The sequence below is a fragment of the Amycolatopsis sp. CA-126428 genome, assembly GCF_002904335.1.
GTDB lineage: Bacteria > Actinomycetota > Actinomycetes > Mycobacteriales > Pseudonocardiaceae > Amycolatopsis.
The window spans coordinates 78,158-103,888 of record NZ_PPHF01000139.1 but is presented as its reverse complement, the minus strand read 5'-3'; the positions used below and the strand labels follow the sequence as shown (position 1 = coordinate 103,888).

General features: G+C 71.7%; 25 protein-coding genes. 18 read left to right on the top strand and 7 right to left on the bottom strand.

Annotated features, from left to right (window positions below; all coding sequences use genetic code 11):
* Positions 1–51: 51 nt before the first annotated feature.
* Complete coding sequence (locus C2L58_RS35040) at positions 52–1,002, bottom strand: LacI family DNA-binding transcriptional regulator (RefSeq protein ID WP_233226112.1); 951 nt, start codon at positions 1,000–1,002, stop codon at positions 52–54.
* Positions 1,003–1,737: 735 nt separating this feature from the next.
* Between C2L58_RS35040 and C2L58_RS50965 the strand changes: the two genes are divergently transcribed.
* Positions 1,738–2,814 carry a 4Fe-4S binding protein gene (locus C2L58_RS50965; protein WP_103341918.1) on the top strand — a complete coding sequence of 359 codons (1,077 nt, stop codon included), beginning with the start codon at positions 1,738–1,740 and terminating at the stop codon, positions 2,812–2,814.
* A gap of 6 nt (positions 2,815–2,820) precedes the next feature.
* Here C2L58_RS50965 and C2L58_RS35025 read toward each other — a convergent pair whose 3' ends face one another.
* The gene (locus C2L58_RS35025; protein ID WP_103341917.1) at positions 2,821–3,390 is read right to left on the bottom strand and encodes a TetR/AcrR family transcriptional regulator; all 570 of its coding nucleotides are present in this window, start codon (positions 3,388–3,390) and stop codon (positions 2,821–2,823) included.
* 9 nt (positions 3,391–3,399) lie between these two features.
* Positions 3,400–4,116 (bottom strand): TetR/AcrR family transcriptional regulator, encoded by a 717-nt coding sequence (locus C2L58_RS35020; RefSeq protein ID WP_233226111.1) that lies wholly within the window; start codon positions 4,114–4,116, stop codon positions 3,400–3,402.
* An 85-nt stretch (positions 4,117–4,201) separates the two neighbouring features.
* Between C2L58_RS35020 and C2L58_RS35015 the strand changes: the two genes are divergently transcribed.
* The gene (locus C2L58_RS35015; RefSeq protein WP_103341916.1) at positions 4,202–5,005 is read left to right on the top strand and encodes an SDR family NAD(P)-dependent oxidoreductase; all 804 of its coding nucleotides are present in this window, start codon (positions 4,202–4,204) and stop codon (positions 5,003–5,005) included.
* An 84-nt stretch (positions 5,006–5,089) separates the two neighbouring features.
* On the opposite strand, the gene C2L58_RS35010 is transcribed toward C2L58_RS35015, so the two are convergent.
* Entirely contained in the window at positions 5,090–5,524 is a 435-nt protein-coding gene (locus C2L58_RS35010; protein WP_103341915.1) for an OsmC family peroxiredoxin, read from the bottom strand.
* Positions 5,525–5,549: 25 nt separating this feature from the next.
* Positions 5,550–5,999 (bottom strand): MarR family winged helix-turn-helix transcriptional regulator, encoded by a 450-nt coding sequence (locus tag C2L58_RS35005; protein ID WP_103341914.1) that lies wholly within the window; start codon positions 5,997–5,999, stop codon positions 5,550–5,552.
* An 81-nt stretch (positions 6,000–6,080) separates the two neighbouring features.
* On the opposite strand from C2L58_RS35005, the gene C2L58_RS35000 reads away from it, so the two are divergent.
* Positions 6,081–6,587 (top strand): DinB family protein, encoded by a 507-nt coding sequence (locus C2L58_RS35000; RefSeq protein ID WP_103341913.1) that lies wholly within the window; start codon positions 6,081–6,083, stop codon positions 6,585–6,587.
* On the opposite strand, the gene C2L58_RS34995 is transcribed toward C2L58_RS35000, so the two are convergent.
* Entirely contained in the window at positions 6,574–7,335 is a 762-nt protein-coding gene (locus tag C2L58_RS34995) for a DUF1295 domain-containing protein (protein ID WP_199191609.1), read from the bottom strand. The two genes, C2L58_RS35000 and C2L58_RS34995, sit on opposite strands and share 14 nt — an antisense overlap.
* A 2-nt stretch (positions 7,336–7,337) precedes the next feature.
* Entirely contained in the window at positions 7,338–8,600 is a 1,263-nt protein-coding gene (locus tag C2L58_RS34990; protein WP_103341911.1) for an SAM-dependent methyltransferase, read from the bottom strand.
* A gap of 82 nt (positions 8,601–8,682) precedes the next feature.
* Between C2L58_RS34990 and C2L58_RS34985 the strand changes: the two genes are divergently transcribed.
* From C2L58_RS34985 to C2L58_RS34915, 15 genes are all read left to right on the top strand, one after another.
* Complete coding sequence (locus tag C2L58_RS34985; protein WP_103341910.1) at positions 8,683–9,951, top strand: NAD(P)/FAD-dependent oxidoreductase; 1,269 nt, start codon at positions 8,683–8,685, stop codon at positions 9,949–9,951.
* Positions 9,945–10,679, top strand: a complete 735-nt coding sequence (locus tag C2L58_RS34980) for a DUF1365 domain-containing protein (protein WP_103341909.1) — start codon at positions 9,945–9,947, stop codon at positions 10,677–10,679. Before C2L58_RS34985 ends, C2L58_RS34980 begins: the two co-directional genes overlap by 7 nt.
* Positions 10,672–11,277 carry an ECF RNA polymerase sigma factor SigK gene (gene sigK, locus C2L58_RS34975; RefSeq protein WP_103341908.1) on the top strand — a complete coding sequence of 202 codons (606 nt, stop codon included), beginning with the start codon at positions 10,672–10,674 and terminating at the stop codon, positions 11,275–11,277. The genes C2L58_RS34980 and sigK overlap by 8 nt, the downstream gene beginning before the upstream one ends.
* Positions 11,274–12,044, top strand: a complete 771-nt coding sequence (locus C2L58_RS34970) for an anti-sigma factor (protein ID WP_441296352.1) — start codon at positions 11,274–11,276, stop codon at positions 12,042–12,044. The genes sigK and C2L58_RS34970 overlap by 4 nt, the downstream gene beginning before the upstream one ends.
* 242 nt (positions 12,045–12,286) lie before the next feature.
* Positions 12,287–13,594, top strand: a complete 1,308-nt coding sequence (ftsZ, locus tag C2L58_RS34965; RefSeq protein ID WP_103341906.1) for a cell division protein FtsZ — start codon at positions 12,287–12,289, stop codon at positions 13,592–13,594.
* A 75-nt stretch (positions 13,595–13,669) separates the two neighbouring features.
* Positions 13,670–14,374, top strand: a complete 705-nt coding sequence (gene pgeF / locus C2L58_RS34960) for a peptidoglycan editing factor PgeF (protein ID WP_103341947.1) — start codon at positions 13,670–13,672, stop codon at positions 14,372–14,374.
* Between the two features lie 31 nt (positions 14,375–14,405).
* Positions 14,406–15,122 (top strand): YggS family pyridoxal phosphate-dependent enzyme, encoded by a 717-nt coding sequence (locus C2L58_RS34955; RefSeq protein ID WP_103341905.1) that lies wholly within the window; start codon positions 14,406–14,408, stop codon positions 15,120–15,122.
* A 98-nt stretch (positions 15,123–15,220) separates the two neighbouring features.
* Complete coding sequence (locus tag C2L58_RS34950; protein ID WP_093947567.1) at positions 15,221–15,823, top strand: cell division protein SepF; 603 nt, start codon at positions 15,221–15,223, stop codon at positions 15,821–15,823.
* Positions 15,824–15,938: 115 nt separating this feature from the next.
* On the top strand, positions 15,939–16,214 hold the full coding sequence (locus C2L58_RS34945) for a YggT family protein (protein ID WP_013224824.1): 276 nt from the start codon (positions 15,939–15,941) through the stop codon (positions 16,212–16,214).
* 52 nt (positions 16,215–16,266) lie between these two features.
* Complete coding sequence (wag31, locus tag C2L58_RS34940) at positions 16,267–17,121, top strand: DivIVA-like cell division protein Wag31 (protein WP_103341904.1); 855 nt, start codon at positions 16,267–16,269, stop codon at positions 17,119–17,121.
* A gap of 124 nt (positions 17,122–17,245) precedes the next feature.
* A complete protein-coding gene (locus C2L58_RS34935) occupies positions 17,246–17,857 on the top strand; it encodes a hypothetical protein (protein WP_103341903.1) in 612 nt (203 codons plus the stop codon).
* Positions 17,858–18,379: 522 nt separating this feature from the next.
* Positions 18,380–21,538, top strand: coding sequence for an isoleucine--tRNA ligase (gene ileS / locus C2L58_RS34930; RefSeq protein ID WP_103341902.1), 3,159 nt, complete (start codon positions 18,380–18,382; stop codon positions 21,536–21,538).
* Between the two features lie 80 nt (positions 21,539–21,618).
* The gene (locus C2L58_RS34925; RefSeq protein WP_103341901.1) at positions 21,619–23,244 is read left to right on the top strand and encodes a penicillin-binding transpeptidase domain-containing protein; all 1,626 of its coding nucleotides are present in this window, start codon (positions 21,619–21,621) and stop codon (positions 23,242–23,244) included.
* A gap of 196 nt (positions 23,245–23,440) precedes the next feature.
* Positions 23,441–24,133 carry an ArsR/SmtB family transcription factor gene (locus tag C2L58_RS34920; RefSeq protein ID WP_103341900.1) on the top strand — a complete coding sequence of 231 codons (693 nt, stop codon included), beginning with the start codon at positions 23,441–23,443 and terminating at the stop codon, positions 24,131–24,133.
* Between the two features lie 97 nt (positions 24,134–24,230).
* Positions 24,231–25,709: a potassium/proton antiporter gene (locus C2L58_RS34915; RefSeq protein ID WP_103341899.1), complete on the top strand. Its 1,479-nt coding sequence runs from the start codon at positions 24,231–24,233 to the stop codon at positions 25,707–25,709.
* Positions 25,710–25,731: the final 22 nt, after the last annotated feature.

Here is a 25,731-nt window from a genome sequence, read left to right as displayed (position 1 = left end):
CCACAATACCGACCGTGGCAAAATGTCGGGAAAGTTATTCGACGCGCGGTGTCACAGCAGGCGTGGCGGTGCGGTGCTGGCGCGGGCGGCCAGCTTCGGCGCGAGCAGCCGGGTTCCGGGCGCGGTGCCGTCGTCGAGCTGCCCGATGACCGTTTCGACGGCCAGCGCGCCGATCTCCCGCGCCGGGATCGCCACGCAGGTCAGCTCGAGCAGGCTGTGCGCGGTCAGGCTGTCCGGGCAGACCGCGACGAGGGAGACGTCCTCGGGCACCCGCAGCCCCCGCTGGTGCAGCCCCGCCAGCACCGCGGGCAGCGCCGTTTCGTTGTGCACCACGAGACCGGTGACCTCGGGGTGCCGGGCGAAGAGCGCGTCGAGGCCGCGTAGCGTCCGCCGGTGGGTGGTCCCCCAGGCCAGCGTCGTCGAGCGGACGCCCCGGCGCGCCGCTTCCGCCGTGAAGCCCAGCGCGAGCCGGGCCGCGGAGCTGCTGCCGCGCCGGTAGGCCGCGGGCGGTGAGCCGATCAGGGCGACGTGTTCGTGCCCGAGGCCGGCGAGGTGGCCCAGGCTCAGCGCGCCCGCCGCGGCGAAGTCGAGGTCGAGGCAGCCGAGCCCGCGCGGCCGGTCCGGCAGGCCGATCAGCACCGCCGGCCGGCCCAGCCCGAGCAGCACGGGCACGCGCGGATCGGCCGCTTCGACGTCCATCACCACGACGCCGTCGGCGACGGACGAGGACACCGCGCGGCGCAGCGCGGCGGGACCCTCTTCGGCGGTGAGCAGGAGCAGGGCGTGGTCACGGGCGCCGGCCGCGGCGATCGCGGCGGCGACGAACTCCCGCACGACGACGTCGTGGGCGCCGGCGCGCAGCGGGACGACCAAGGCCAGGACGTTCGTCCGGTGGCCGGCCTCGAGCCGTGTCCCGGCGTGCCGGTGGTGACCGCGCTTGCGCATGGCGTTCTCGACTGCCCCCCAGAGACGGCGATCCGGCACGATGTCGTCGAACCGCATCGACGAAAATCGAACGTAGAGCACTCGCCGGGGATGTGCAAGCAGATCTCAGCTGGTCCGCCGGGTGTTCACCGGGCTCGGTGAAGATCGAACCGATTCGATCATCCGGGGGTGGACGGCAGGCCTGTGACGCCGCCGCGGTGACCAGACCGGCCAGCACGCCGGGCCGTTCCAGGGCGATGAAGTGGCCCGCTCCCGGCAGCTTGTGTGAATGCGGCCTTCGGCAGCAGATCGGCGTTGGCCCGGCGGCCGACCTGGAGCAGTTCGGCCAGGTAGTCCTCGCGCAGGGCGCTCTTGTCGCCGAGGCCGCCCCGCAGGATCCGGCGGAGCGCGGCTTTGGGTTCCACCCCGGCGATCGCCGGGCCCACGCCCGGCGCGAGGACGCCGGCCCCGGCAGGTCGAGGGCGTACACGGTGAGCCGGTCCGCGACGAGGGGGATGAGGTCGCGGAAGTGCTCGGCCTGGGTGCGCACGGTGTGCAGCAGGACCAGGGGAGCGTCGGTTGCCCGCCTCGAGGGAGCGCAACGTGCCTTCGGGGGCCCGCATGCGGGAAGGACGCGGCTGGTCGCGCCGGGGATGGGGAGCGTGGGGTGGGCGTTCGCGTCGGGCATCGCGCCGGCTTCCTCCCGGGAGCGGTCGGAAACCGATCGGTTTCCGACCGCAAGATGTGGTGCTACGGTAGGGAAACCGATCGGTTTACCGGGCGCCGCGGCGGCGTCCCTCCCGGGGAGGTCCGATGACTGTCACGCACGACGGCGAAGGAGAACCGGCGCTGCCGGCGAAGCTGGCCGCACACCCGTCGGTGCGGGCGGTGCTTTCGCGGCGCAAGGCCGGGGAGGACGCGGGGCCGCCGCCGGTGCTCGACGCGGACTGGCTGCGGGAGCTGTGCCTGGCCGCCGGTGCGGACGACGTGGCCGCGGTCGGCCTCGACCACCCCGACCTGGCCGGGGAACGCGAGTACGTGCTGGGCGCGCTGCCCGGCACCCGCACCCTGATCGCGATGGCGTTCCGGATGAACCGCGACAACTGCCGCTCGCCGGCCCGCAGCGTGGCCAACCAGGAGTTCCACCAGACCGACGAGCAGGCCAACCACGCCGCCCGCGGCGTGGTCCAAGCGCTGCAGGACGCGGGCCACCGCGCGATCAACCCGTCGGTCGGCTTCCCCCAGGAGATGGACCGCTTCGGCACGGACCGGATCTGGATGGTGGCGCACAAGACGGTCGCGGTCGCGGCGGGGCTCGGTGTGATGGGCCTGCACCGCAACGTGATCCACCCGAAGTTCGGCAGCTTCGTGCTGCTGGCCACCGTGCTGGTGGACGCGGAGGTGAGCGAGTACGGGACGGCGCTGGACTACAACCCCTGCATCGACTGCAAGTTGTGCGTCACGGCCTGTCCGGTCGGGGCCATCGGCAAGGACGGGGCGTTCGACGGCCTGGCCTGCACCACGCACAACTACCGCGAGTTCATGAGCGGCTTCACCGACTGGGCGCAGACCGTGGCCGACAGCGCGGACGCGGCCGACTACCGCTCCCGCGTCCCCGCCGCCGAAAGTGCCTCGATGTGGCAGAGCCTGAGTTCGCCGCCCGGCTACAAATCCGGCTACTGCCTGGCCGTCTGCCCCGCGGGCGAGGACGTCCTGGGCCCGTACCTGGAGGACCGCAAGGAGTACCTGAAGACCGTGCTGCGCCCGCTGCAGGACAAGCGGGAGACGCTGTATGTCCTGCCGGGTTCCCGCGCGCAGGAGTACGCCCGGCGCCGCTTCCCGCACAAGCCGCTCAAGGAAGTCACCGGCGGCTGGGCGCCGCCGGAGTGACGGACCTCAGCGCAGGCCCGCGGCGTCGAGCAGGGTGGTCACGGTCGGGACGATGAGCCCCTTCAGGTCGTCGACCCCGATGCCGGCCCGGGCGCTGGCGCCGTCGAAGACCACGAGGAGCTGCCGGGCCAGCAGCTCCGGATCGGCGGCCCCGCCCTGTTCGGCCTGCCGGCGGAAGAAGCCGAGCAGGTTCCGCTTGACCCGCCGCGCCACCCGGCTGGCGGGGTGGCGCTGGTCCTTGAGCTCGATCTGTGCGTCCAGGTACCGGCAGCCGTGGAAATCGGGGGTGCGCGCCTGCGCTTCCAGCCGCGCGAAGACGTGCATGATCCGGTCGCGGGGCGAGCGGCCGTCGTCCGCCGGCGGCAGCAGGCCGGCCACGAAGGCGGCCGCGCCGTCCTTCAGGCTCGCCGCGAGGAGTTCGTCCTTGCTTGCGAACAGCTGGTAGAGCGACCGCTTCGACACGCCCGCGGCCTTGCACAGCGCCTCGACGCCGATGCCGACCCCGTCCCGGTAGGTGAGGGTGGCCGCGGCGGCCAGCAGCCGTTCGCGGGAGGTGGGTTTCGCCTCGGTGGTCATCCCGCGAGGTTAACCCGGTTCGCCCGGGTTGAAAACCGATCGGTTTACCTCGTCGGCTTTCCCGGGGCGCGGCCGGGATTCGCTGCCACTGGCCGCCCTGTCGCGGAGGCCGGCCCGCGCGAAGGCGAGCACCTCCTCGACCAGATCGGACAGTTCGCTCGTCGCCGACCGCGACTGGCCCTCGCGGGTCACGTAGATCTCGCGGAGGCCGGTGACCACGGTGACGGCGGCGAGCCGGGGGAGCAGGGCGTCCGGCGGGAGGCCGATGTCCTCGCCGATGCCCGCCGCGATGAGGAGTTCGAGGTCGCGGTAGCCGGCCCGGGCGCGGCCGCGGAGGTCGTCGTCGGCCATGAGCAGGCCGGCGCGCAAGGCCCGGCGCTGCCAGATGTGTGCCGGGTCCACGCCGGAGCCGTGGTCGCGCGCGTCGAGTTCGCGCATGGTCGCCCGCATCCAGTCGCCGACCGCGTCGAGGGTGCTCTCCGCCTTCCGGGCGCGCAACCGGTCCCCGAGCGACTCCGGGGTGAACGGGTCGTCGGCGAACAGCAGGTCGTCCTTGGCCGGGAAGTGCAGCGTGACCGTGCGGGTCGCGACGTCGGCGCGCGCGGCGATCTGCGCGATCGTCGTTTCGCGGTAGCCCTGGCTCGCGAAGAGGTCCAGGGCCGCTTCCCGGATGCGGGTCCGGGTCTCGGCCTTCTTGCGCTCCCGGCGGCCGTCAGTCGCGATCATGACGGCAACTCTACCAGCCATCATAAAAATGCAGTCTGTGCTACTGTTAGCTTGAAAGGTAGAGAAGCTAACGGAAGGGCAAGTCGTGACGAAGAACTGGTTCATCACCGGGACGTCCAAGGGCTTCGGCCGTGAGTGGACCGAGGCCGCACTCGAGCGCGGCGACCGGGTCGCGGCCACCGCGCGGGACGTCGAAAGCCTGCGCCCGCTGGTCGACCGGTACGGCGACGCCGTGCTGCCCCTGAAGCTGGACGTCACCGACCGCGCCGCCGCCGTCGACGCGGTCGAGCGGGCGGCGGCCAGGTTCGGTTCGCTGGACGTGCTGGTGAACAACGCCGGCTACGGGCACTTCGGGATGGTCGAAGAACTCACCGAGGAGGAGGTCCGGGCGGAGCTGGAGACGAACTTCTTCGGCACGCTCTGGCTGACGCAGGCGGCCCTGCCGATCATGCGCCGCCAGGGGCGGGGCCGGATCATCCAGGTCACCAGCGAGGGCGGCATCCGCGCGTTCCCCGGCATCGGCGCCTATCACGCCTCGAAGTGGGCGGTGGAAGGGCTTTCGGAGTCCCTGCGGCAGGAGGTCGCGGCGTTCGGGATCGACGTGATCTGCCTGGAGCCGGGCCCGTACCGCACGGACTTCGGCGGCGGCAGCGTCCGGCAGAGCGAGCCGGACCCGGCCTACGAGGCGGTCCGCGAAGCGGGCCGGATCGAGTGGGACCTCGGCGACCCGCGGGCGACCCGGGCGCCGATGCTGGAACTCGCGGACACCGACGAACCGCCGCACCGGATGTTCTTCGGCAAGTCGTTCGCGGCGGTCGAAGCCGAGTACCAGGCCCGGCTGGACGGCTGGCGCAAGTGGGAACCCCTCGCCCTGGCCGCGTTCGGCTGAGGTGCCGTCGGCGCCCGCGGATTTGTGTTCTGACAAGCGAACGGCCCCTCGCCGCGAAGCGAGGGGCCGTACACCGGAGCGAGCTCAGGCGAGGGCCGCGTCCATGGTGATCGTCGTACCCGCCAGGGCCTTCGACACGGGGCAGGTCTTCTCCGCCGTCTCCGCGTACTCCGCGAACTGCTCCGCCGTCACGCCCGGGACCGAGGCGCGCAGGGTGATCGCGATGCCGCTGATCTCGAAGCCGCCGCCCTGGGCCGGGCCGAGCGTCACCTCGGCGCTCACGTCGATCGAGTCCGCCGTCAGCTTCTGGGACTCCAGCACGCCCGACAGGTTCATCGCCAGGCAGGACGAATGCGCCGCCGCGATGAGCTCCTCCGGGCTCGTCTGGCCGTCCGGGTCGCCCGCCCGGGTCGGGAACGAGACCGCGAACGTGCCCGCGTTGGACGAGTCCAGCGTGACCTCGCCCTTCCCGCTGTTCAGTCCGCCGACCCAGTGGGTGGTGGCGTCACGGCTGGGCATAAAGCCTCCTCAGTGCTCGGATGAGTCAGTGCTCGGATGAGTTCGAATACGCGGCGGCCGACGCCGTCAGCCGCCGCAGGGTGGTGATCAGTTCCCGCCGCTCCTGCTCGCCGAGGCCCAGTGCGCAGCCGATCGCCGAGGGGACGCCGGCGGCGCGCGTGCGCACCGCCCGGCCCTGCTCGGTCAGGCTGATCACCACCGTGCGTTCGTCCGCGGGCAACCGCACCCGCGTCACCAGGCCGTTGGCCTCGAGCCGCTTCAGCAGCGGGGAAAGCGTGCCGTAGTCCAGGTGCAGCGCCTCGCCGATCTCCTTGACCGGCCGGGCGTCGGACTCCCACAGCACCAGCAGCACCAGGTACTGCGGGTAGGTGAGGTCGAGCTCGCCGAGCAGGGGACGGTACGCGTCCGTCACCGCGCGCGACGCGGCGTAGAGCGCGAAGCAGGCTTGCTCGTCAAGAAGGAACTCGTCCGGCACGTCCGCAAACCTAGCCCACGATTACATCGTGCACAAGGTATTCCGGAGAACCTGTCGGTGGTGCCTGGCAGACTCCCGGCCATGACCGAACGACCCCAGCGCCCCGAAGTCCCGCTCACCGGTGGCGAGCGGGAAATCCTCACCGGCCTGCTCGACTACCACCGCGCCACCGTCGCGTGGAAGGCCGGCGGGCTCACCGAAGCCCAAGCCCGGCAGGTGCACCTGCCGAGCGAGCTGACGACCGTCGCCGGGCTGGTCGCGCACCTCACGCTCGACGAGTGGTTCTGGTTCGGCGTGGTCGTCGACGGCGAGGAGGACACCTGGGAGGAGCGCTTGAAGGACGACCCGGACGCGGAGTTCCGCGTCCCGGCGGACACCAAGCTCGAAACCCTCCTCGCGGACTACGAGAAGCAGTGCGCCCGCAGCCGCGAGATCATCGCGAAGCGCGACTTGGACGATCAGGTGACGCACAAGGACGAGACCTTCAACGTCCGCTGGGTCCTCACGCACATGATCGAGGAGACCGCGCGGCACGTCGGTCACCTCGACGTGCTGCGCGAACTGACCGACGGTCTCACCGGGGAGTGACCTTCTTCGGCGGCAACGGGAAGAACCCGCTGGTGCGCTCGACGTAGTGCGCGTACGCCGGGCGCGTGCGCGCCATTCCCTTCTCCAGCATGGGTTTGCCCGTTCCGCGGGCGAGGGTGAACGTCATCGCGACGGGGGAGAGGATCGTCAAGGCGCCCGGCCACGTCGAACAGGCCAGCAGGTAGAGGCCCCACCAGACGCACGCGTCGCCGAAGTAGTTCGGGTGCCGCGTGTAGCGCCACAACCCCGTGTCGAGCACCTTGCCCTTCGACGCCGGGTCGGCCTTGAACCGGCGCAGCTGGTCGTCGCCGATCGTCTCGAACGCGAACCCGACCAGCCACACCGCGACCCCGAGCCAGCCGAGGACGCCGATGCCCGTGCCGTCCACGGCGAACTGCACCGGCAGCGACACGAAGTACAGGACGACGGCCTGGAACAGGTACACGCGCAGGAACATCTTCAGCGGCCCGTGGCCCATCCGCGCGTACCGCGGGTCCTCCGGCAGCTTGTGGTTGCGCAGGTGCAGGTGCACCGAGAGCCGTACGCCCCAGACAACCGTCAGGAGCACCACCAAGAGCCGCAGCGGCAGCGGGCCGTCGCCGAACGGGAAGGCGGCGAGCGCGACGATCGCGAACCCGAGCCCCCAGAACGTGTCGATCGTGTCGTACCGGCGGCGCGCCCGCGCGATCCCGAAGGTCACGGTCACCGCCACGAGCGTGACGACGGCCGTGACGAGCAGCTGGGGCATCCTCACCACTCCCGCGTGGCCGGCAGGCCGGAGCCACCGTGCTGGCCGGGCCGCACGGCCAGGATCTGATCGACGCCCATCCGGTTCTCCTCGAACGCCAGCGCCCCGCCCACCAGGTACAGGCGCCAGACCCGCGCGCCCGTCTCGCCGATGAGCGCGACGACGTCGGCCCAGTTCTCCTCCAGGGTGGCCGCCCAGGCCCGGACCGTCCAGACGTAGTGCTCGCGCAGCGCCTGCACGTCCCGCACCTCGAGCCCGGCCGTCTCCAGGTGGTCGATGGTCCGCCCGACCGGGCGCATCGTCATGTCCGGCGCGATGTACCGCTCGATGAACGCCCCGCCGCCCGGGGCGACGTGCCCCCGGGACATCTGCTGCAGCAGCACCCGCCCGCCCGGCTTCACCATGCGGTGCAGCGTCGCCGCGTACGCCGGGTAGTTGACCTCGCCGACGTGCTCGCCCATCTCGATCGACGCGACCGCGTCGAACGGCGCGTCCGGCAGCTCCCGGTAGTCCTGGCGGCGCACCTCGACGCGGTCTTCGAGGTCGTGCTGGGCGAGCCGGCCGCGGATGTGCTGCAGCTGCTCGGCCGAGAGCGTGATGCCGACGGCCTCGACACCGTGGTGCTTGGCCGCGTGGACGAGCAGCGAGCCCCAGCCGCAGCCGACGTCGAGCAGCCGCATGCCCGGCCGCAGCCCCAGCTTGCGGCAGATCAGCTCCAGCTTGTCGTGCTGCGCCTGCTCCAGGCTCGACGAGCCGGAGGTGAAGTAGGCGCACGAGTACGCCATCGACTCGTCCATCAGCAGCTGGTAGAAGGCGTTGCTCAGGTCGTAGTGGTGGGCGATGGCGGAGCGGTCGCGCAGCAGGCTGTGCAGCTTCCCGGACAGCCGGGCCTCTTCGGCGGGCGGTTTCGGCGGGAGCCCGGCGACGCCGAGCCGGGCCGCCAGCCGGACGGCTTCGGCCCATTCGCGCGGTCCCAGCTTCGCCCGGTTGAGCTCACCCGCGCGGGTGAAGGCCCAGATCCGGCGGAAGCCGTCCGCCAGATCTCCTTCGACGTCGAGGTCGCCGGTGACGTAGGCGCGGGCGAGCCCCAGCTCGCCGGGCGCGTAGAGCAGGCGGCGCAGGGCACGGCGGTGGCGGAGCACGATCGTGGGTGCGTCCGCCGGGCCGGCCCGGGTCCCGTCCCAGGTCCGGAGGCCCACGGGGAGCGGGCCGCCGAGGAGTTTCGCGGCGAACGAGGCGAGGCGGTGCGCGGTGGTGTGCGGCATGACCGGGATTCGCTCTCCCCACCCCGGTGGATTGGTCGCCCGGTCGGGCAATCCGGGCGGGCCGCGGTCCCGAAGCACCGGTGTGGAGATCACCGGAGAACGCATCGGCGTCATCGGCAGCGGGGTGGCCGGGCTGACCGCGGCATACCTGCTGCAACGCAAGTACGAAGTGCTGCTGTTCGAGGCCGACGACCGCCTGGGCGGGCACGCGCACACGCACGACGTGCCGAGCACCCTCGGCGGCACCGTCGGGGTGGACTCCGGCTTCATCGTCCACAACGAGCGCACCTACCCGACCCTGCTCAAGCTGTTCGGCGAGCTGGGGGTGGCCACGCGCGACACCGAGATGTCGATGAGCATCCGCTGCGACGGCTGCGGCCTGCAGTACGCCGGCGCCAAGGGCGTGAGCGGCCTGTTCGCCCAGCGCGCCAACGCCGTCCGCGGCCGGTACCTGCGGATGCTGACCGAGGTGAAGCGGTTCCACCGGCACGCGAAGCGGCTGCTGGCGGCGAAGGACGCCGGCGACGTCACGCTCGGCGCGTTCCTCGCCATCGGCGGCTACACCCGCTACTTCGTCGACCACTTCATGCTGCCGCTGGTGTCCACCGTGTGGTCGGCCGACCGCGCCGACACCCTGCGGTACCCGGCGCGGTACCTGTTCGAGTTCCTCCGCAACCACGGCATGCTCTCGGTGCAGGACTCGCCGTCCTGGCGGACCGTCGTGGGCGGCTCGCGCGAGTACGTCGAGCTCGCGGCGAAGCAGCTGACGGCGGTGCACCTGTCGACGCCGGTGCGGTCGGTGCTGCGGACCGCCGGCGGTGTCGAGATCCGCGACGACGCCGACACGCCCCACCGCGTCGACAAGGTCGTCGTCGCCACGCACGCCGACCAGGCCCTGTCGCTGCTGGCCAACCCGACCGCCGCCGAGCGCGAGGTGCTCGGCGCGTTCCGCTACTCCGAGAACGAGGCCTGGCTGCACACCGACACGAGCGTGCTGCCCTCGTTGCCCCGCGCCCGGGCCGGCTGGAACTACCGCGCGCCCGCCTGCGGCGCGCCCACCGGCGCGGTCCAGGTCAGCTACGACATGAACCGCCTGATGCGCCTCGGCGAGCCGACCGGCTACGTCGTCACGCTCAACCCCGGCGACGGCCCCCACCAGGACCACGTCGTCGCGCGGATGCGGTACGAGCACCCGGTCTACACGCCGGAATCCGTGGCCGCGCAACGCCGGCTGGCCGGGCTCAACGACGGCGTGCTGGCGTTCGCGGGCGCCTACCACGGCTGGGGTTTCCACGAGGACGGCTGCGCTTCGGGCGCCCGGGCCGCGGAAAGCCTGGGGGTGAGGTGGTGACGAACGCGCTCTACGACGCCACGGTCGCGCACGTGCGGCGGATCGACCCGCCGCACGCCTTCACCCACCGCGTGTACCTGTGGCGGGTCGACCTGGACGACCTGCCGCGGCTGCCGTGGTGGCTGCGGCCGTTCGCCCGGTTCGACCCCCGCGACCACTTCGCGGCCGGCGACCCGCGCGGCATCCGGGAAAAGCTGGACGCCTGGCTCGCCGAGCGCGGGGTCGACCTGCGCGGCGGCCGGGTCGAGATGCTGGCCGCCGCCCGCGTGCTCGGGTACGCGTTCAACCCGATCAGCGTCTACTGGTGCCACGATCCGGCGGGCCGGCCGGCGTGCGTCGTCGCCGAGGTGCACAACACCTACGGCGGCCGCCACGCCTACCTGCTTCACCCGGACGAGGCCGGCCGCGCCCGCGCGGCCAAGGCGTTCTACGTCTCGCCGTTCCAGGAGATGGACGGTGAGTACCGGATGCGCCTCCCGCACCCGGAAGCGCTGCTCGACCTCACCGTGGCGTTGCGCCGCGGGACGGCCACGCCGCTGGTCGCTACGCTGCGGGGAGTTCGCCGCCCGGTGAACCCGCGGTGGCTGGCCCGGCTGGTCCTGGCCCGGCCGCTGCTCCCGCAGCGGGTGTCTGCGCTGATCCGCCGCCACGGCGTCGCGCTGTGGCTGCGGAAGGCCGCGGTCGTGCCGCGCACCCCGCAGAACGCCGGAGGACAGCTTCATGGATGAGCCGGCCCGCCCGCGCCACATGGCGCCGGTGCCCTCCGAAACCCCGGCCGGCCCGACGGCCGAGGAACTCATGGTGCGCGTCGCCAAGGGCGACGAGCGGGCCTTCGAGCTGCTCTACGACCAGTTCTCCGGGCCGATCTACGGGCTCGTCCGGCGGATCGTGCGCGACGCGGCCCAGTCCGAAGAGGTCGCCCAAGAGGTGCTCGTCGAGCTGTGGCGCACCGCCACGCGGTACGCGCCGGACAAGGGCTCGGCGCTGAACTGGGCGATGACGCTGGCGCACCGCCGCGCCGTCGACCGCGTCCGCTCGGCGCGCGCGAGCACCGAGCGCGAGCAGAAGGCGACCTTCGAGGCCGCCCGCGGCCGCCCGTTCGACGAGGTCGCGGAGTCCGTCACCGCGCGGCTCGAACGCTCCCAGGTGCGCCGGTGCCTGTCCTTCCTGACCGACCTGCAGCGCGAGTCCGTGCTGCTCGCCTACTACCAGGGCTATACGTATCGCGAGGTGGCCGAAGTGCTGTCGACGCCGCAAGGAACCGTCAAGACGCGGCTGCGGGACGGGCTGATCCGCCTGCGGGACTGCCTGGGGGTGACCGCTTGAGCACGCCGGAGATGCACACCCTGGCCGGCGCCTTCGCGCTCGACGCCGTCAACGACGTCGAACGCGCGGAGTTCGCCCGCCACCTCGAGCAGTGCGAGTCGTGCACGCAGGAGGTCGCCGAGCTGCGGGCGACGGCGGCCCGGCTGGGCGCGGCGATGGCCGAAGAGCCGCCGCCGGAGTTCAAGGACCGCGTGCTGACCGCCATGCACGCCACCCGCCAGCTGCCGCCGCGCACCCGGCCCGGTGCCCCGGAGCGGCACCGCCGCTCGGCGCGGGTGCCGCGCTGGGCGGTCGTCGTGTCGGCCGCGGCGGCCGTCGTGGGGCTCGCCGCGGGCGGGGTGTTCGGCGGGATCGCGCTGACCCAGCAACAGGAGCTGCAGGCCGCGCAGAGCCGGCTCGACCAGGCGAAACAGCAGTTCGCGCCGGTGGCGGCGCTGCTCGCGGCGCCGGACGCGAAGACCGCGCACGGCGAGGCGCCCACCGGCGGCGGCGTCACGGTCGTCCTGTCGCGGTCGCTGAACCGGGTGATGGTGATGGACGCGGGCCTGCCGTCGCAGCCGGGCGGGAAGGTCTACGAAGCCTGGCTGATCAGCGGCGCGGCCGCGCCGCGCCCGGCCGGGGTGATCGCGGCGGCGGACCAGGGCGGCCTGGTCGTGGCGGACGGCGTCGCCGGGGCCGACAAGGTGGCGGTGAGCGTCGAACCGGCCGGTGGATCGACGACCGGAGCCCCCACGGAAGTCCTCATGAGCATGCCCGTTCCCGCCTGATCCGGTGGCCATACCAGATCGGGCCGAAGGGGTGCTCGCGGCCCGTCGCTCTTGCGCGCTCGAACGTGTTGTGGCAAAACACCTTTGCGACACACGGCGTGCCTACTGGATTAGAGCCTGCCTGGTGCCTACCGTCCTGCCTAACGTCGGCGGTTGACATAACTCTCGATCTGGGGTTGAGGTTGAGGGTTGATCACCGGCGACGGGCTGTACGGGCACAACGATCAGGAAGGCGGACTTCGATGACGCCCCCGCACAACTACCTTGCGGTGATCAAGGTGGTCGGCATCGGCGGTGGCGGCGTGAACGCCGTGAACCGCATGATCGAGGTCGGCCTCAAGGGTGTCGAGTTCATCGCGGTGAACACCGACGCCCAGGCACTGCTCATGTCCGACGCCGACGTCAAGCTGGACATCGGCCGCGAGCTGACCCGCGGCCTCGGCGCGGGCGCCGCCCCCGAGGTCGGCCAGAAGGCCGCCGAAGACCACCGTGAAGAGATCGAAGAGGTCATCAAGGGCGCCGACATGGTGTTCGTGACCGCCGGTGAAGGCGGCGGCACGGGCACCGGTGGCGCGCCGGTCGTGGCCCAGATCGCCCGCAAGCTGGGCGCGCTGACCATCGGCGTCGTCACCCGCCCCTTCACCTTCGAGGGCAAGCGGCGCGGCAAGCAGGCCGAAGACGGCATCCAGTCGCTGCGCAACGAGTGCGACACGCTCATCGTGATCCCGAACGACCGGCTGCTGCAGCTCGGCGACATCGGCGTCTCGCTGATGGACGCGTTCCGCTCCGCGGACGAGGTGCTGCTCTCCGGTGTCCAGGGCATCACCGACCTGATCACCACGCCGGGCCTGATCAACCTGGACTTCGCCGACGTCAAGAGCGTCATGTCCGGCGCGGGCTCCGCGCTGATGGGCATCGGCTCGGCGCGCGGCGAGGGCCGGGCCATCCAGGCCGCGGAGAAGGCGATCAACTCGCCGCTGCTGGAGGCGTCGATGGACGGCGCCCACGGTGCGCTGCTGTCCATCGCGGGCGGCTCCGACCTGGGCCTGTTCGAGATCAACGAGGCCGCGTCGCTGGTCCAGGAGTCCGCGCACCCGGACGCGAACATCATCTTCGGCACGATCATCGACGACTCCCTCGGCGACGAGGTCCGCGTCACGGTGATCGCCGCCGGGTTCGACGCCGGCGCGCCGACGCACAAGAAGCTGGACCCGTCGACGTTCGGCTCCGGCTCCCGCGCGTCGTCCACCACCGCTTCGGCCTCGGCAGGGCAGGTCTCGAACTCGCAGGGGCCGCCGTCGGGCGCCACGCCGGTGCCCTCCGCGGGCAGCTCCGGCTACCCGGTGGCGCCGCCGCGGTCGCACTCGCCGCTGCCGCCGGCCGGCGGCAACCAGCCCTCCGGCGGGCTCCCGCAGCCCGGCGGCGGCTCGCGCGGCTACTCGCCGCTCGGCTCCAACGCGACCCAGGGCAGCCTGCCCGGGCGCGCGATGCCGGTGCACGACGACCCGTCGGACGACGAGGTCGACGTCCCGCCGTTCATGCGGCGCTAGCCACCACCTCTGAAGGCCATCACCCGCGAACTAGAGTCGGGGGTGATGGCCTTCAGTGACGTCCAGGAGGATTTCGTGCGGGTTCGGCGAGTGGTGACGACCAGGGCGGGCGGTGCGTCGCGGCCGCCCTACGACACCTTCAACCTGGGTGACCACGTCGGTGACGACGAGGGCAACGTCTTCGCCAACCGCAAGCGCCTGGCCGCCGAGCTGGGCCTGGCCGAGGACAAGCTGGCCTGGATGGAGCAGGTCCACGGCCGCACGGCGACCATCGTCGACGGTTCGGAGACCCGCGCGGCGGAGGCGACCGACGCCCTGGTGACCGCGACCCCGGGCGTCGCGCTGGTAGTGCTGGTCGCGGACTGCGTGCCGATCCTGCTGGCCGACGCCGAGGCCGGGGTGGTCGCGGCGGTGCACGCCGGGCGCGTCGGCACGCGGGTCGGGGTCGTCCCGGCCGCCGTCGCCGCCATGCGGGAAGTGGGTGCCGAGCCGCACCGGATCGAGGCCCTGCTCGGCCCGGCCATCTGCGGCGACTGCTACGAGGTGCCGGCCGCCATGGCCGCCGACGTCGAGAAACACGTCCCCGGCAGCGCCTGCAAGACCCGCAAGGGCACCCCCGGCCTCGACCTGCGCGCCGGGCTCTGGCGGCAGCTCGCCGACCTGGGTGTCGGCAAGATCGGTGTCGACCCGCGCTGCACGAACGAGGACAAGACGCTGTTCAGCTACCGCCGCGACGGGACGACCGGGCGGATCGCGGGCATCACCTGGATCGAAGCGTGACCGCCGACGTATTTCTTCCCGCGGAGGCGGCATGAGCACCGACCGGAAGGCCGAGCTGGCCGAGAACCTGGCCGAGGTCGAAGAGCGGATCGCTGCCGCTTGCCGCGCGGCCGGGCGCCCGCGGGACGAGGTCAAGCTGATCGCGATCACCAAGACCTTCCCTGCGTCCGACGTCGCGCTGCTGGCCGAGCTCGGCGTCACCGACGTCGGCGAGAACCGCGACCAGGAAGCCGGGCCGAAAGCGGCCGAAGTCGCCGCCGGGCTGCGGTGGCACATGGTGGGCCGGCTGCAGCGGAACAAGGCGCGGTCCGTGGTCGGGTGGGCGCACGAGGTGCAGTCCGTCGACTCCGGGCGGCTCGCCGACGCGCTCGCCAAGGCGGTGCACACCGAGCGTTACAGCGGTAAACGTGAGGAACCCCTCGACGTCCTGATCCAGGCCAGCCTCGACGACGACCCCGGGCGCGGCGGCTGCCCGCTCACCGAGCTGCCCGCGCTCGCCGACCGCATCGCGCAGTCCGGGGAGCTGCGGCTTCGCGGCCTGATGGCCGTCGCGCCGCTGGGTGCGGACCCGGCCGCCGCCTTCGAACGGCTCGCACGCGCGGGTGAAGCCCTCCGAAAAGATCACCCGAATGCCGCAGACGTCTCGGCCGGGATGAGCCATGATCTCGAACAGGCGATCACGCACGGCTCGACCTGTGTGCGTGTCGGAACCGCGTTGCTCGGGGGACGCGGTTTAGCCTCGCCGTAGGGAGCTCGCGCGGTCGTCACGTTTCGTGGCCGCCCGTGCGGGGCACTGACGGCGTGGAGATCGAGTCAGTGCGGGAGCGGCTAGGGCTAGGGAGAGGCATGAGCGCGCTGCAGAAGCTGAAGGCCTACTTCGGGATGGTGCCCGCTGATGACGACGGCTACGACGTCGAAGACGATTACCGGCGCGGTTACGCGGACGACGACTACGACTCCTACGAGGAGCCGGCACCGCGGTCGTCCCGCTCACGGTACCGCGACGTCGATGACACGTACGACGAGCCCGTCAGCCGCAGCCGGTCACGCTCCGTGCCCAGCTCCGAGCCCGCTGTCCACGGCGCGCTCGCCATGGACCGGCAGCCGGAACCCGTGGCCCGGCTTCGACCGGTCACCGAGCCGGTCGTGCGCCAGCCGGTGCGTGATCCGTTGAGCCGCATCACCACGCTGCACCCGACCAGTTACGCGGAGGCGCGGGCGATCGGGGAGCACTACCGCGAGGGCATCCCGGTGATCATGAACCTCACCGAGATGGAGAACGCGGACGCGAAGCGGCTCGTCGACTTCGCGGCCGGGCTGGCGTTCGCGCTCAGGGGGTCGATGGACAAGGTCACCAACAAGGTGTTCCTTCTCTCACCGCCCGATGTGGACGTCACCGCGGAAGACCGCCGGCGGATTGCCGAGGGCGGATTGTTTTTGCGGGGCTGAAGTCGCCCGTACCGCTGAGCGCAAGCAGACGTGACTTTGCCGACCCGGGGCGAGGTCGGCCCCCTCAACTGCGTCTTCGGAGAGGACGCCCGGTTAGAGTAGGTACGTGGAAGCTGTGTGGCTGGTCGTCTGGTACGTGCTGTTCGCCTTCTGGCTGCTGCTGACGGCGCGGATCGTGGTCGAACTCGTCCGGACCTTCGCGCGTGAGTGGCATCCGGCCGGAGGGGTTGCGGTCACGCTCGAGACCATCTACACAGTGACGGACCCGCCGGTTCGTCTGTTCAGGCGAATCATTCCGATGGTTCGAATCGGCGGCGTCGGACTGGACTTGTCGATTATGGTGCTGCTGTTGGTTGTGTTCTTCGCGATGCAACTGGCGACTCCAAGTTGATCGGGGAAACTTGGGTGGACCCTGCAGGCCATGGAGTGCGTGAGGTGATCTGATGTCGTTGACCCCCGCTGACGTGCATAACGTTGCGTTCAGCAAGCCGCCCATCGGCAAGAGGGGCTACAACGAGGACGAGGTGGACGCGTTCCTCGACCTGGTGGAGACCGAGCTGGCCCGCTTGATCGAAGACAACAACGAGCTGCGCCAGCAGATGGAGCAGCTCGACGCCGAGCTCGAGTCGGCTCGGAGCGAGCTCGACAGCGCCAAATCCGCCCCCCCGATGCGGGAAGAGCCGTCGCGCCGGCTGGCCCCGGTGCCGCCGCCGCAGTCGGCCATGGAGCAGACCCAGGCGCACTCGACGCACTCGATGGTCGGGGACAGCACGGAGCCGAACGTGCAGGCCGCCAAGGTCCTGGGCCTGGCCCAGGAGATGGCCGACCGGCTGACCGCCGAGGCGAAGACCGAGTCCGACGGGATGCTGGCCGAGGCCCGCACCAAGTCCGAGCAGCTGCTTTCGGACGCCCGGGCGAAGTCCGACTCGATGGTCAACGAGGCCCGCACCCGCGTCGACACGATGCTGAACGACGCGCGGACCCGTGCCGAGACCCTGGAGCGCCAGGCGCGCGACAAGGCGACCACGCTGGAGCGCGAGTCCCAGCGGAAGTACACCGAGACGATGAACAGCCTGAACTCCGAGAAGAGCGGGCTGGGCAAGAAGATCGAAGAGCTGCGCACGATCGAGCGGGAGTACCGCACGAGGCTGCGCGGGTTCCTCGAGTCCCAGCTGCGCGAGCTCGACGACCGCGGTTCCGCGGCCCCCGCGTCGGCGTCGTCGAACTCCGGGCAGTCGTCCGGTTCGACGAGTGGCGGCCAGGGTTACTCCTTCGGCCCGCGGGCCGAAGCCGGCTGAGTTTCCGTTCCGCGTCCACCCCATCGGCCCCCGCCGGTGGGGTGGACCACGGTTCGGAGTCGATCCGGTACCACACGTGGGCGGGTCGTGGTCCGCTCCCGGCCGGTTCGTGCTGTAATTCAGCGTGCTTTACATCGTGCTGGTCCTGGTACTGGCGGCTCTGGGGTTGCTCGTCACCGCGCTGATCACGGCTTCTTCGCTGTGGGCGTGGGTTTCCATCGGCCTGTCCGTGCTGGCCGGGCTGCTCCTGGTCGCCGACTGGCTGCGCCGCCGTCGCCGAGCTGCCGCGCCTCCGGCCCCGGCCGCCGCTGCGGCAGCTCCGGCCGCTTCGGCCGTTTCCCCGCCGGAGGCCGAGGCACCCGAGTCACCGGCCGAAGAACAAACCACCCTGATCCCGGCCTCCGGCGACCTCGGTGACCCAGCCGACACGCCCGACACCCCAGACACGCCCGACCCCGAGCCTCCCGAAGAGGCCGACGCTTCAGCCGAGGCCGAAACGAAGCCCGATTCCGACCCGGGAGTGGAAGAGACCCCGGAGGCCGACGTCGCGGTCCTGGCCGACCTCGAGGACGAGGTCGTGGTCGTCGACGAGCACCCCCGCTACCACCTCCGCACCTGCCCCTGGCTCGGCACCCGCGACACGATCCCGATCGGCGTGGGCGAGGCCCGCCAGCTCGGCTTCACCCCCTGCGACCGTTGCAACCCCGACGCCACCCTGGTCGCCGCCCACCGCTGACCGTGTCGACCCCCCAATCACGTGTGATGCCCCTCCAATCACGCGTGATGCCTCCCCAATCACGCGTAGTTGCCGCCGGAGCGGACGACACGCGTGCTTGAGGGGACGACACGCGTGTCTGGAGGGACGACACGCGTGTCTGGAGGGACGACACGCGTGTCTGGAGGGTCGGGCGTGGCCGGCCCGTTCGTCACGGGTCTGCACGAGGTGGGCACGCTCTGGCTGGTCGCGATCGTCGTGACCGGATGTGCCCCTCGTGACAACCCGGTTGCGCGGGCCGGTTAACCTGGTAGGCAACACGGCGTCGATCCGGCCATCACCGGGGAGCCTCCGGAAGAACCGAGCTTCACCGCTCTCAGTAGAACCGGACGGGTTCGGCCCGTGACAGCCGTCGAACGAAGTGGCCTGCGTGAGCGGGCAAGCGGGGTGGTACCGCGGAACGCCGAGGCGTCTCGTCCCCGTGTGGGTGACCGGTGCGAAGCCGGTCGTCCGTACGCGAGCGACGAACCGAGGAGCACCCGGATGTACCCCCAGGCCCAGCTTGGCGACGGCGCAGGAGTCCCGTCGCAGCCGTCGTTCCCCGCACTGGAGAAGCAGGTCCTCGCCTACTGGGAGAGCGACCGGACCTTCCAGGCGTCGATCGACGCGCGCCCGGCCGGCGAAAAGGGCGAAAACGAGTACGTCTTCTACGACGGCCCGCCCTTCGCCAACGGCCTGCCGCACTACGGCCACCTGCTCACCGGGTACGTCAAGGACCTGGTGCCGCGCTACCAGACGATGAAGGGCCGCAAGGTCGAGCGCCGCTTCGGCTGGGACACCCACGGCCTGCCCGCCGAGCTCGAAGCGATGCGCCAGCTCGGCATCACCGAGACGTCCGAGATCGAAGAGATGGGCATCGCGAAGTTCAACGCGGCTTCGCAGGAGTCCGTCCTCCGCTACACCGACGAGTGGCGCGAGTACGTCACCCGCCAGGCCCGCTGGGTCGACTTCGACAACGACTACAAGACCCTCGACGTCACCTACATGGAGTCGGTGCTGTGGGCGTTCAAACGCCTATGGGACAAGGGACTCGTCTACGAGGGCTACCGCGTCCTGCCGTACTGCTGGCGCGACGCGACGCCGCTGTCCAACCACGAGCTGGGCATGGACTCCGACGTCTACCGCAACCGCCAGGACCCGGCCGTCACCGTCGGGTTCCGCTTGCAGGGCAACGACAACGACCTCGACGGCACCTACCTGCTGATCTGGACGACGACGCCGTGGACGCTGCCATCGAACCTCGCCACCGCCGTGCACCCCGAAGTGCAGTACGTCGTCGTGGAGAGCGAAGGCAAGCGGTTCCTGCTCGCCGAAGCGCGGGTCGCCGCGTACGCGCGTGAACTCGGCGAAGAGCCGACGGTCGTCGCGCGCTACACCGGCACGCAGTTGCTCGGAACCCGTTACGCGCCGCCGTTCCCGTACTTCACCGGCACCGAGAACGCCCACCAGGTGCTGGCCGCCGACTACGTCACCACCGACGACGGCACCGGGATCGTCCACATCGCCCCGGCCTACGGCGCCGACGACAAGGTCGTCACCGACGCCGCCGGCATCCCGCCGGTCACGCCGGTCGACGCGCACGGCAAGTTCGACGCGACCGTGCCGGACTACGAAGGCCAGCAGGTCTTCGACGCGAACCCGAACATCGTGCGGGACCTCAAGAACGGCACCGGATCCGCGGCGCAGCAGGGCGCCGTGCTGCTGCGGCACGAGACCTACGACCACAGCTACCCGCACTGCTGGCGCTGCCGGAACCCGCTGATCTACCGCGCGGTCTCGTCGTGGTTCGTCGCGGTGACGCAGTTCAAGGACCGGATGGTCGAGCTCAACCAGCAGATCACCTGGTACCCGGAGAACGTCAAGGACGGCCAGTTCGGGAAGTGGCTGGAGAACGCCATCGACTGGTCGATCTCCCGCAACCGGTACTTCGGCACGCCGATCCCGGTGTGGCAGTCCGACGACCCGGAGTACCCGCGCACCGACGTCTACGGCTCGCTCGACGAGCTGGAGGCCGACTTCGGCGTGCGGCTGGACAACCTGCACCGGCCCTACATCGACGAGTTGACCCGGCCGAACCCGGACGACCCGACCGGCAACTCGACCATGCGCCGCGTCCCGGACGTCCTCGACGTCTGGTTCGACTCCGGCTCGATGCCGTACGCCCAGGTGCACTACCCGTTCGAGAACGCCGAGTGGTTCGAGCACCACTACCCGAGCGACTTCATCGTCGAGTACATCGGGCAGACCCGCGGCTGGTTCTACCTGCTGCACGTCCTGGCCACGGCGCTGTTCGACCGGCCGGCGTTCCGCACCTGCGTCGCGCACGGCATCGTGCTGGGCTCTGACGGCGCGAAGATGTCCAAGTCGCTGCGCAACTACCCGGACGTCAACGAGGTGCTCGAGCGCGACGGCTCCGACGCCATGCGCTGGTACCTGATGGCGAGCCCGATCCTACGCGGCGGCAACCTCGTCGTCACCGACAAGGGCATCCGCGACGCCGTCCGCCAGGCCGTGCTGCCGCTGTGGAACTCGTACTACTTCCTCGCGCTCTACGCGAACGCCGAGGGCATCGAAGGCCAGTGGCGCACCGACTCGCCGAACGTGCTCGACCGGTACGTCCTGGCGAAGACGCACGAGCTGGTCACCGACGTCGAGTACGCGATGGACCACTACGACGTCGCGGGCGCGTGCCAGACCGTCCGGGACTTCCTCGAAGTCCTGACGAACTGGTACGTGCGCCGCTCGCGCGACCGCTTCTGGGCGGGCGACAAGGACGCGATCGACACGCTGCACACCGTGCTGGAGGTGACTTCGCGGGTGGCGGCGCCGCTGCTGCCGCTGACCACCGAGGTCGTCTGGCGCGGGCTCACCGGCGGCCGTTCGGTGCACCTGACCGACTGGCCGAACGCGAACGACCTGCCCGCGGACGCGGCGCTGGTGACGGCGATGGACCGGGTGCGGCAGGTGGCGTCGTCGGCGCTGTCGCTGCGGAAGGCCAACAAGCTGCGCGTGCGGCTGCCGCTGTCGTCGCTGGTCGTGGCCGCTTCGGACGCGGAGACGATGGGTGCCTTCGCCGACATCCTGCGCGACGAGGTGAACGTCAAGGCGGTCGAGCTGACCACCGACGTCGGCGCGCACGGCGGGTTCGAGGTCGCGGTGAACGCCCGCGCCGCCGGCCCGCGCCTGGGCAAGGACGTCCAGACGGTGATCAAGGCCGTCAAGGCGGGGGACTGGTCGTTCCAGGGCGGCGCCGTGGTCGCGGCCGGGATCGCCCTGCAGGAGGGCGAGTTCGAACGCCGGCTGGTCGCCAAGGGCGGCGGCGCGGCGGCGGAGCTGCCCGGTGGGTCCGGGCTGGTCCTGCTCGACACCGAGGTGACGCCGGAACTGGCGGCCGAGGGCCTGGTCCGCGACCTGGTCCGGGTCGTGCAGCAGGCTCGCCGGGACGCCGGGCTCGACGTCGCCGACCGGATCGCGCTCACCATCGACGCGCCCGCCGACGTCGTCGAAGCGGCTCGGACGCACGAGGAGTTCCTCGCGTCGGAGACGCTGGCGACGTCGGTGAGCCACGGCCCGGTGGCCGAGGGCTTCGCCGGCACGGTCGGCGAGGGCACGAAGGTCACCGTGGCGGTCGCGAAGGCCTGACACCGGTCGTGAGTGGTAAGTAGGGTTAGAACCCGACTTACCACTCACGACGGTGGTGGGCTTGGGGGAGGGGAACGGGCATGAGCCCTGGTAAGAGACGCGGCGTCCTGATCGGTGGCGCGCTGCTGGTCGTCGTGGTTCTGGTGGCCGCGTTCTTCGTGCTGAACAGCGGGGGTTCGACGCCGGAGGCCGCCGCGGGCGCGACCACGGTCGAGAGCCCGGGCGCGCACGACCCGAACTCGGCGATCACCGAGTACCTGCAGGACTTTTCCGAGAACAACCCCGACGCGGCGGCCCGGCTGACCGACGACAACGCGGCGGCCGCGGTGGCGTTGCGGGCCACGCGGAACGCGCTGACCCCGTCGTCGGTCACCGCCAAGCTGACCGCCCTGCAGCCGACCCCGGCCGGCGGGAAGCAGACGGCCGGGACGTTCAGCCTCTCGTGGGTGCTGAAGCCGGGCAAGACGTGGACCTACGACGTGCCGTTCCAGCTCGCGCAGAACGGTGGGCAGTGGCTGGTCCACTGGGCGCCGTCGCTGCTGCACCCGAAGCTGGAGGCGGGCCAGCGGCTGGTGATCAGCACCGCCGCGCAGGACACCACCGCGGTCGCCGACCGCGACGGCAAGCCGCTGGTCGTCAGCGGGCCCGGCGGCGTGCGGCCGGTGGAGGGCAACCCGGCCCCGCTGCTGCGCTCGGCGCTCACCGGGCAGGTCACCGCCGCGGCCGGCGGGGGATTCGCCGTCGAGCGCGTCGACGCCGGCGGCAAGAGCCTCGAGACGCTGTTCGGGAAGGCGTCGGCCGAGGGGGCGAAGCCGCTCGTGGCGAGCCTGAGCCTGGACGCGCAGAACGCCGCCCAGGCCGCGGTGGACGGTTACCAGGGGTCGGCGATGCTCGTCGCCCTCGACACGGGTTCGGGCGACATCCTCGCCGTCGCGCAGAACGCCGCCGCCGGGAACTCGCCGAAGGCGCTCAACGGCCTGTACGAGCCGGGGTCGTCGTTCAAGATCGCGACCTCGGTGGCGGCGGTCCAGCAGAGCGGGCTCAACGCGACGTCGCCGGTCGACTGCCCGGGCGTCGCGACGATCGGCACGCGGACGGTCAAGAACGAGGGCTTCGAGCTGGGCGCGACCAACCTGCAGACGGCGTTCGCGCGTTCCTGCAACACGACGTTCGGGCAGCTCGCGCTCGGCCTGCCCGCGGACGGGCTGAAGAAGGCGGCCGACGAGCTCGGCCTCAACGCCGACTACGAGATCCCCGGGCTCAAGACGGAGCTGGGGAAGGTCGAGCCCGCGGCGAGCAAGGACGAGCAGGTCGAGGACGGGTTCGGCCAGGGCCGCATCCAGGCCAGCGCCCTCGGCGGCACGCTGATGGCCGCTACCGTCGCCTCCGGCAAGGCGATCACGCCGCGGCTGTGGCACGACGCCGAGACCACGGTCGTCAAGGGCTACTCGCCGCCGCCGGCGTCGGTGCTCGGCGAGGTGCGGAAGATGATGCGCGCGGTGGTCACCAGCGGCACCGGCCGCGCCGCCGCCGCGGCGGGCAACGTCTTCGGCAAGACCGGCACCGCCCAGTTCGGCGACGGCAAGCAGGCCACGGGCTGGTTCGTGGGCTACCGCGGCACCATCGCCTTCGCGGTGGTCCTGGAAAACTCGAACGACTCGGGCCCGGCCGTCCAGGTCGCCGCCAAGTTCCTCAAACCCCTCTGACCCCGCGTCCCCAGAGGGTCGGCTCGCGTACCCACAGGGTCGGCTCGCGTACCCAGAGGGTCGGCCGGCGAGCCGACTGCCCAGGTACGCAAGCCGACTGCTCAGGTACGCGAGCCGACCGTCCAGGTACGCGTGTCGTCCGGTGGGGTGCGATGGTTCGGCCGCGGGCGAAGGGTCGGGGCCGTAGCGTGGGGGTATGGAGACGATCGCGCTGGCCGAGGTGGCCGCGGTGCTCGCCGACCCGAGCCGGGCCACCATGTGCCTCGTGCTGCTGGACGGGCGGGCCTGGACCGTCGGCGAGCTCGCGAAGGCGGCCGGGATCGCCCTCTCGACGGCCAGTGAACACGTCACCCGGCTGGCCGGTGCCGGCTTCGTCGTCCGGGTCAAGCAGGGGCGCGCCAGCTACGTCCGGATCGCCGACCCGCGGGTGGCCGAGCTGATCGAGCACCTGGCCCAGCACGCCGAGCACCGGCCCGTGACCGGCCTGAAGTCCTCGCTGCGGGCGCGACGGCTCGGGTTCGCGCGGACCTGCTACGACCACCTCGCCGGCGAGCTCGGCGTGGCGCTGCGCGAAGGCATGCTCGCCACCGGCCTGGTCGACACCGCCAACGGCCTGGCGCTGACCCCGCGCGGGCGGACGGTGCTGGCGAACCTCGGCGTGCCGGTCGCCGCCGGGCGGCGGCCGCTGCTGCGGGACTGTCTGGATTGGACGGAGCGCCGCGACCACCTCGCCGGGGCCCTGCCCGCGGCGTTGCTCGACCGGGCGGTCGACGCCGGCTGGGTGGCCAGGGACGGCCACCGCGCGGTCAAGGTGCTGCCCGCGGCGGGGGAGCCGTTCGCTGCTCTCGGTGTCGATCTCGACGCGCTCGGTGGTGTCGCGGCGCCTTAACACACCGGGTGTCCGGCGCCGGGCAGCGGTACACGAACGAGTTAACGTCCGCGCCTCACTATTCTGAGGGCCCCACGGCACTCGGGAGGAGGCGGGCATGGACCAGCTTCCCGTGCTGCTCGGCGTCGGCGGCGTCGTGCTGCTCGCCTCCGTGCTGGCCGTGCGCGTGTCGATCCGGCTCGGCCTGCCCTCGCTGCTGCTGTACCTGGGGATCGGCGTCGTGCTGGGCGAAGCCGGCTTCGGCATCCGGTTCGACAACCCCGGGCTCACCCAGTCGCTCGGCCTCGCCGCGCTCGTCATGATCCTCGCCGAAGGCGGGCTGACCACCCGGTGGTCGGCGGTGAAACCCGCGCTGGGCCGCGGAATCGCACTGTCCACAGTGTCCGTGGTGGTGAGCATCGCGGTCACCGGCGCGGCGCTGCACTGGCTGCTGGGCCTGGACTGGCGGCTGGCGCTGCTGTGGGGCGCGGTGCTCGCCTCGACCGACGCGGCCGCGGTGTTTTCCGTGCTGCGCACGGCGGGGATCGGCAAACGGCTCACCGGCGCGCTCGAACTCGAGTCGGGCATCAACGACGCGCCGGCCTACATCGCCGTCGTGGTGCTGGCCGAAGGCACCACTGTGGACTGGACGCTGCCGCTGCTGGCGGTCTACGAGCTGGCCGCGGGCCTGGCCATCGGGCTGGCCTTCGGCTGGCTCGGCGGCCACGCCCTGCGCCGGGCCGCGCTGCCGGCGACGGGCCTCTACCCGCTCGCCACGGTCGCGGTGTGCGTCGTCGCGTACTCGTCCGGGCAGCTGCTGCACGCGTCCGGGCTGCTCGCCACCTACGTCGCCGCGCTGGTGCTCGGCAATTCGCGGCTGCCGCACCGATCGGACACGCTGTCGTTCGCCGAGGGCCTGGGCTGGCTGGCGCAGATCGGGCTGTTCGTGCTGCTCGGGCTGTTCGCGTCGCCGGGCCGGCTGCTCGACGCGATCGTGCCGGGCCTGGTCGCCGGCGCGGTCGTGCTGCTGCTGGCGCGGCCGGTCTCGGTCGTCCTGGCGATGCTGCCGTTCCGGCTGCCGTGGCGGGAACAGGCGTTCCTGTCGTGGGCCGGGCTGCGCGGCGCCGTGCCGATCGTGCTCGCCATGATCCCCCTGTCGCAGGGCCTGCCGGGCGCGCAGCGGCTGGTCGACGCGGTGTTCGTGCTGGTCATCGTGCTGACGCTGGTCCAGGGGGCGACGCTCGGCCCGCTCGCGCGCCGGCTCGGGCTGGCCAAGAAGTCCGAGCCGCACGAGGTCGAGGTCGACTCGGCGCCGCTGGACGAGCTGGGTGCCGAACTGCTGCAGGTCCGGATCCAGCCGGGATCGAAGCTGCACGGCGTGTACCTGTCCGAGCTGCGGCTGCCGATCGGGGCGACGATCAGCCTGGTCGTCCGCGACGGCGCCGGCTTCACGCCGCAGAAGACCAGCCGGCTGCAGGAGAACGACCAGCTGCTGGTCGTCACGACGAGCGCCGTCCGCGACGACGCCGAACGCCGGCTGCGCGCCGTCGACCGGGCCGGGCGCCTGGCTCGCTGGAAGGGCGAATCCGGTCGGTAACGAAGCCACCTCGGGGCGCTGT

Excerpts from the sequence above, each read along its gene's own strand:
- C2L58_RS35040 (WP_233226112.1), bottom strand. The coding sequence starts at position 1,002 with ATGCGGTTCGACGACATCGTGCCGGATCGCCGTCTCTGGGGGGCAGTC.
- C2L58_RS50965 (WP_103341918.1), top strand. The coding sequence starts at position 1,738 with ATGACTGTCACGCACGACGGCGAAGGAGAACCGGCGCTGCCGGCGAAG.
- C2L58_RS35025 (WP_103341917.1), bottom strand. The coding sequence starts at position 3,390 with ATGACCACCGAGGCGAAACCCACCTCCCGCGAACGGCTGCTGGCCGCC.
- C2L58_RS35020 (WP_233226111.1), bottom strand. The coding sequence starts at position 4,116 with ATGATCGCGACTGACGGCCGCCGGGAGCGCAAGAAGGCCGAGACCCGG.
- C2L58_RS35010 (WP_103341915.1), bottom strand. The coding sequence starts at position 5,524 with ATGCCCAGCCGTGACGCCACCACCCACTGGGTCGGCGGACTGAACAGC.
- C2L58_RS35000 (WP_103341913.1), top strand. The coding sequence starts at position 6,081 with ATGACCGAACGACCCCAGCGCCCCGAAGTCCCGCTCACCGGTGGCGAG.
- C2L58_RS34995 (WP_199191609.1), bottom strand. The coding sequence starts at position 7,335 with ATGCCCCAGCTGCTCGTCACGGCCGTCGTCACGCTCGTGGCGGTGACC.
- C2L58_RS34990 (WP_103341911.1), bottom strand. The coding sequence starts at position 8,600 with ATGCCGCACACCACCGCGCACCGCCTCGCCTCGTTCGCCGCGAAACTC.
- sigK (WP_103341908.1), top strand. The coding sequence starts at position 10,672 with ATGGATGAGCCGGCCCGCCCGCGCCACATGGCGCCGGTGCCCTCCGAA.
- ftsZ (WP_103341906.1), top strand. The coding sequence starts at position 12,287 with ATGACGCCCCCGCACAACTACCTTGCGGTGATCAAGGTGGTCGGCATC.
- C2L58_RS34955 (WP_103341905.1), top strand. The coding sequence starts at position 14,406 with ATGAGCACCGACCGGAAGGCCGAGCTGGCCGAGAACCTGGCCGAGGTC.
- C2L58_RS34950 (WP_093947567.1), top strand. The coding sequence starts at position 15,221 with ATGAGCGCGCTGCAGAAGCTGAAGGCCTACTTCGGGATGGTGCCCGCT.
- wag31 (WP_103341904.1), top strand. The coding sequence starts at position 16,267 with ATGTCGTTGACCCCCGCTGACGTGCATAACGTTGCGTTCAGCAAGCCG.
- ileS (WP_103341902.1), top strand. The coding sequence starts at position 18,380 with ATGTACCCCCAGGCCCAGCTTGGCGACGGCGCAGGAGTCCCGTCGCAG.
- C2L58_RS34925 (WP_103341901.1), top strand. The coding sequence starts at position 21,619 with ATGAGCCCTGGTAAGAGACGCGGCGTCCTGATCGGTGGCGCGCTGCTG.
- C2L58_RS34920 (WP_103341900.1), top strand. The coding sequence starts at position 23,441 with ATGGAGACGATCGCGCTGGCCGAGGTGGCCGCGGTGCTCGCCGACCCG.
- C2L58_RS34915 (WP_103341899.1), top strand. The coding sequence starts at position 24,231 with ATGGACCAGCTTCCCGTGCTGCTCGGCGTCGGCGGCGTCGTGCTGCTC.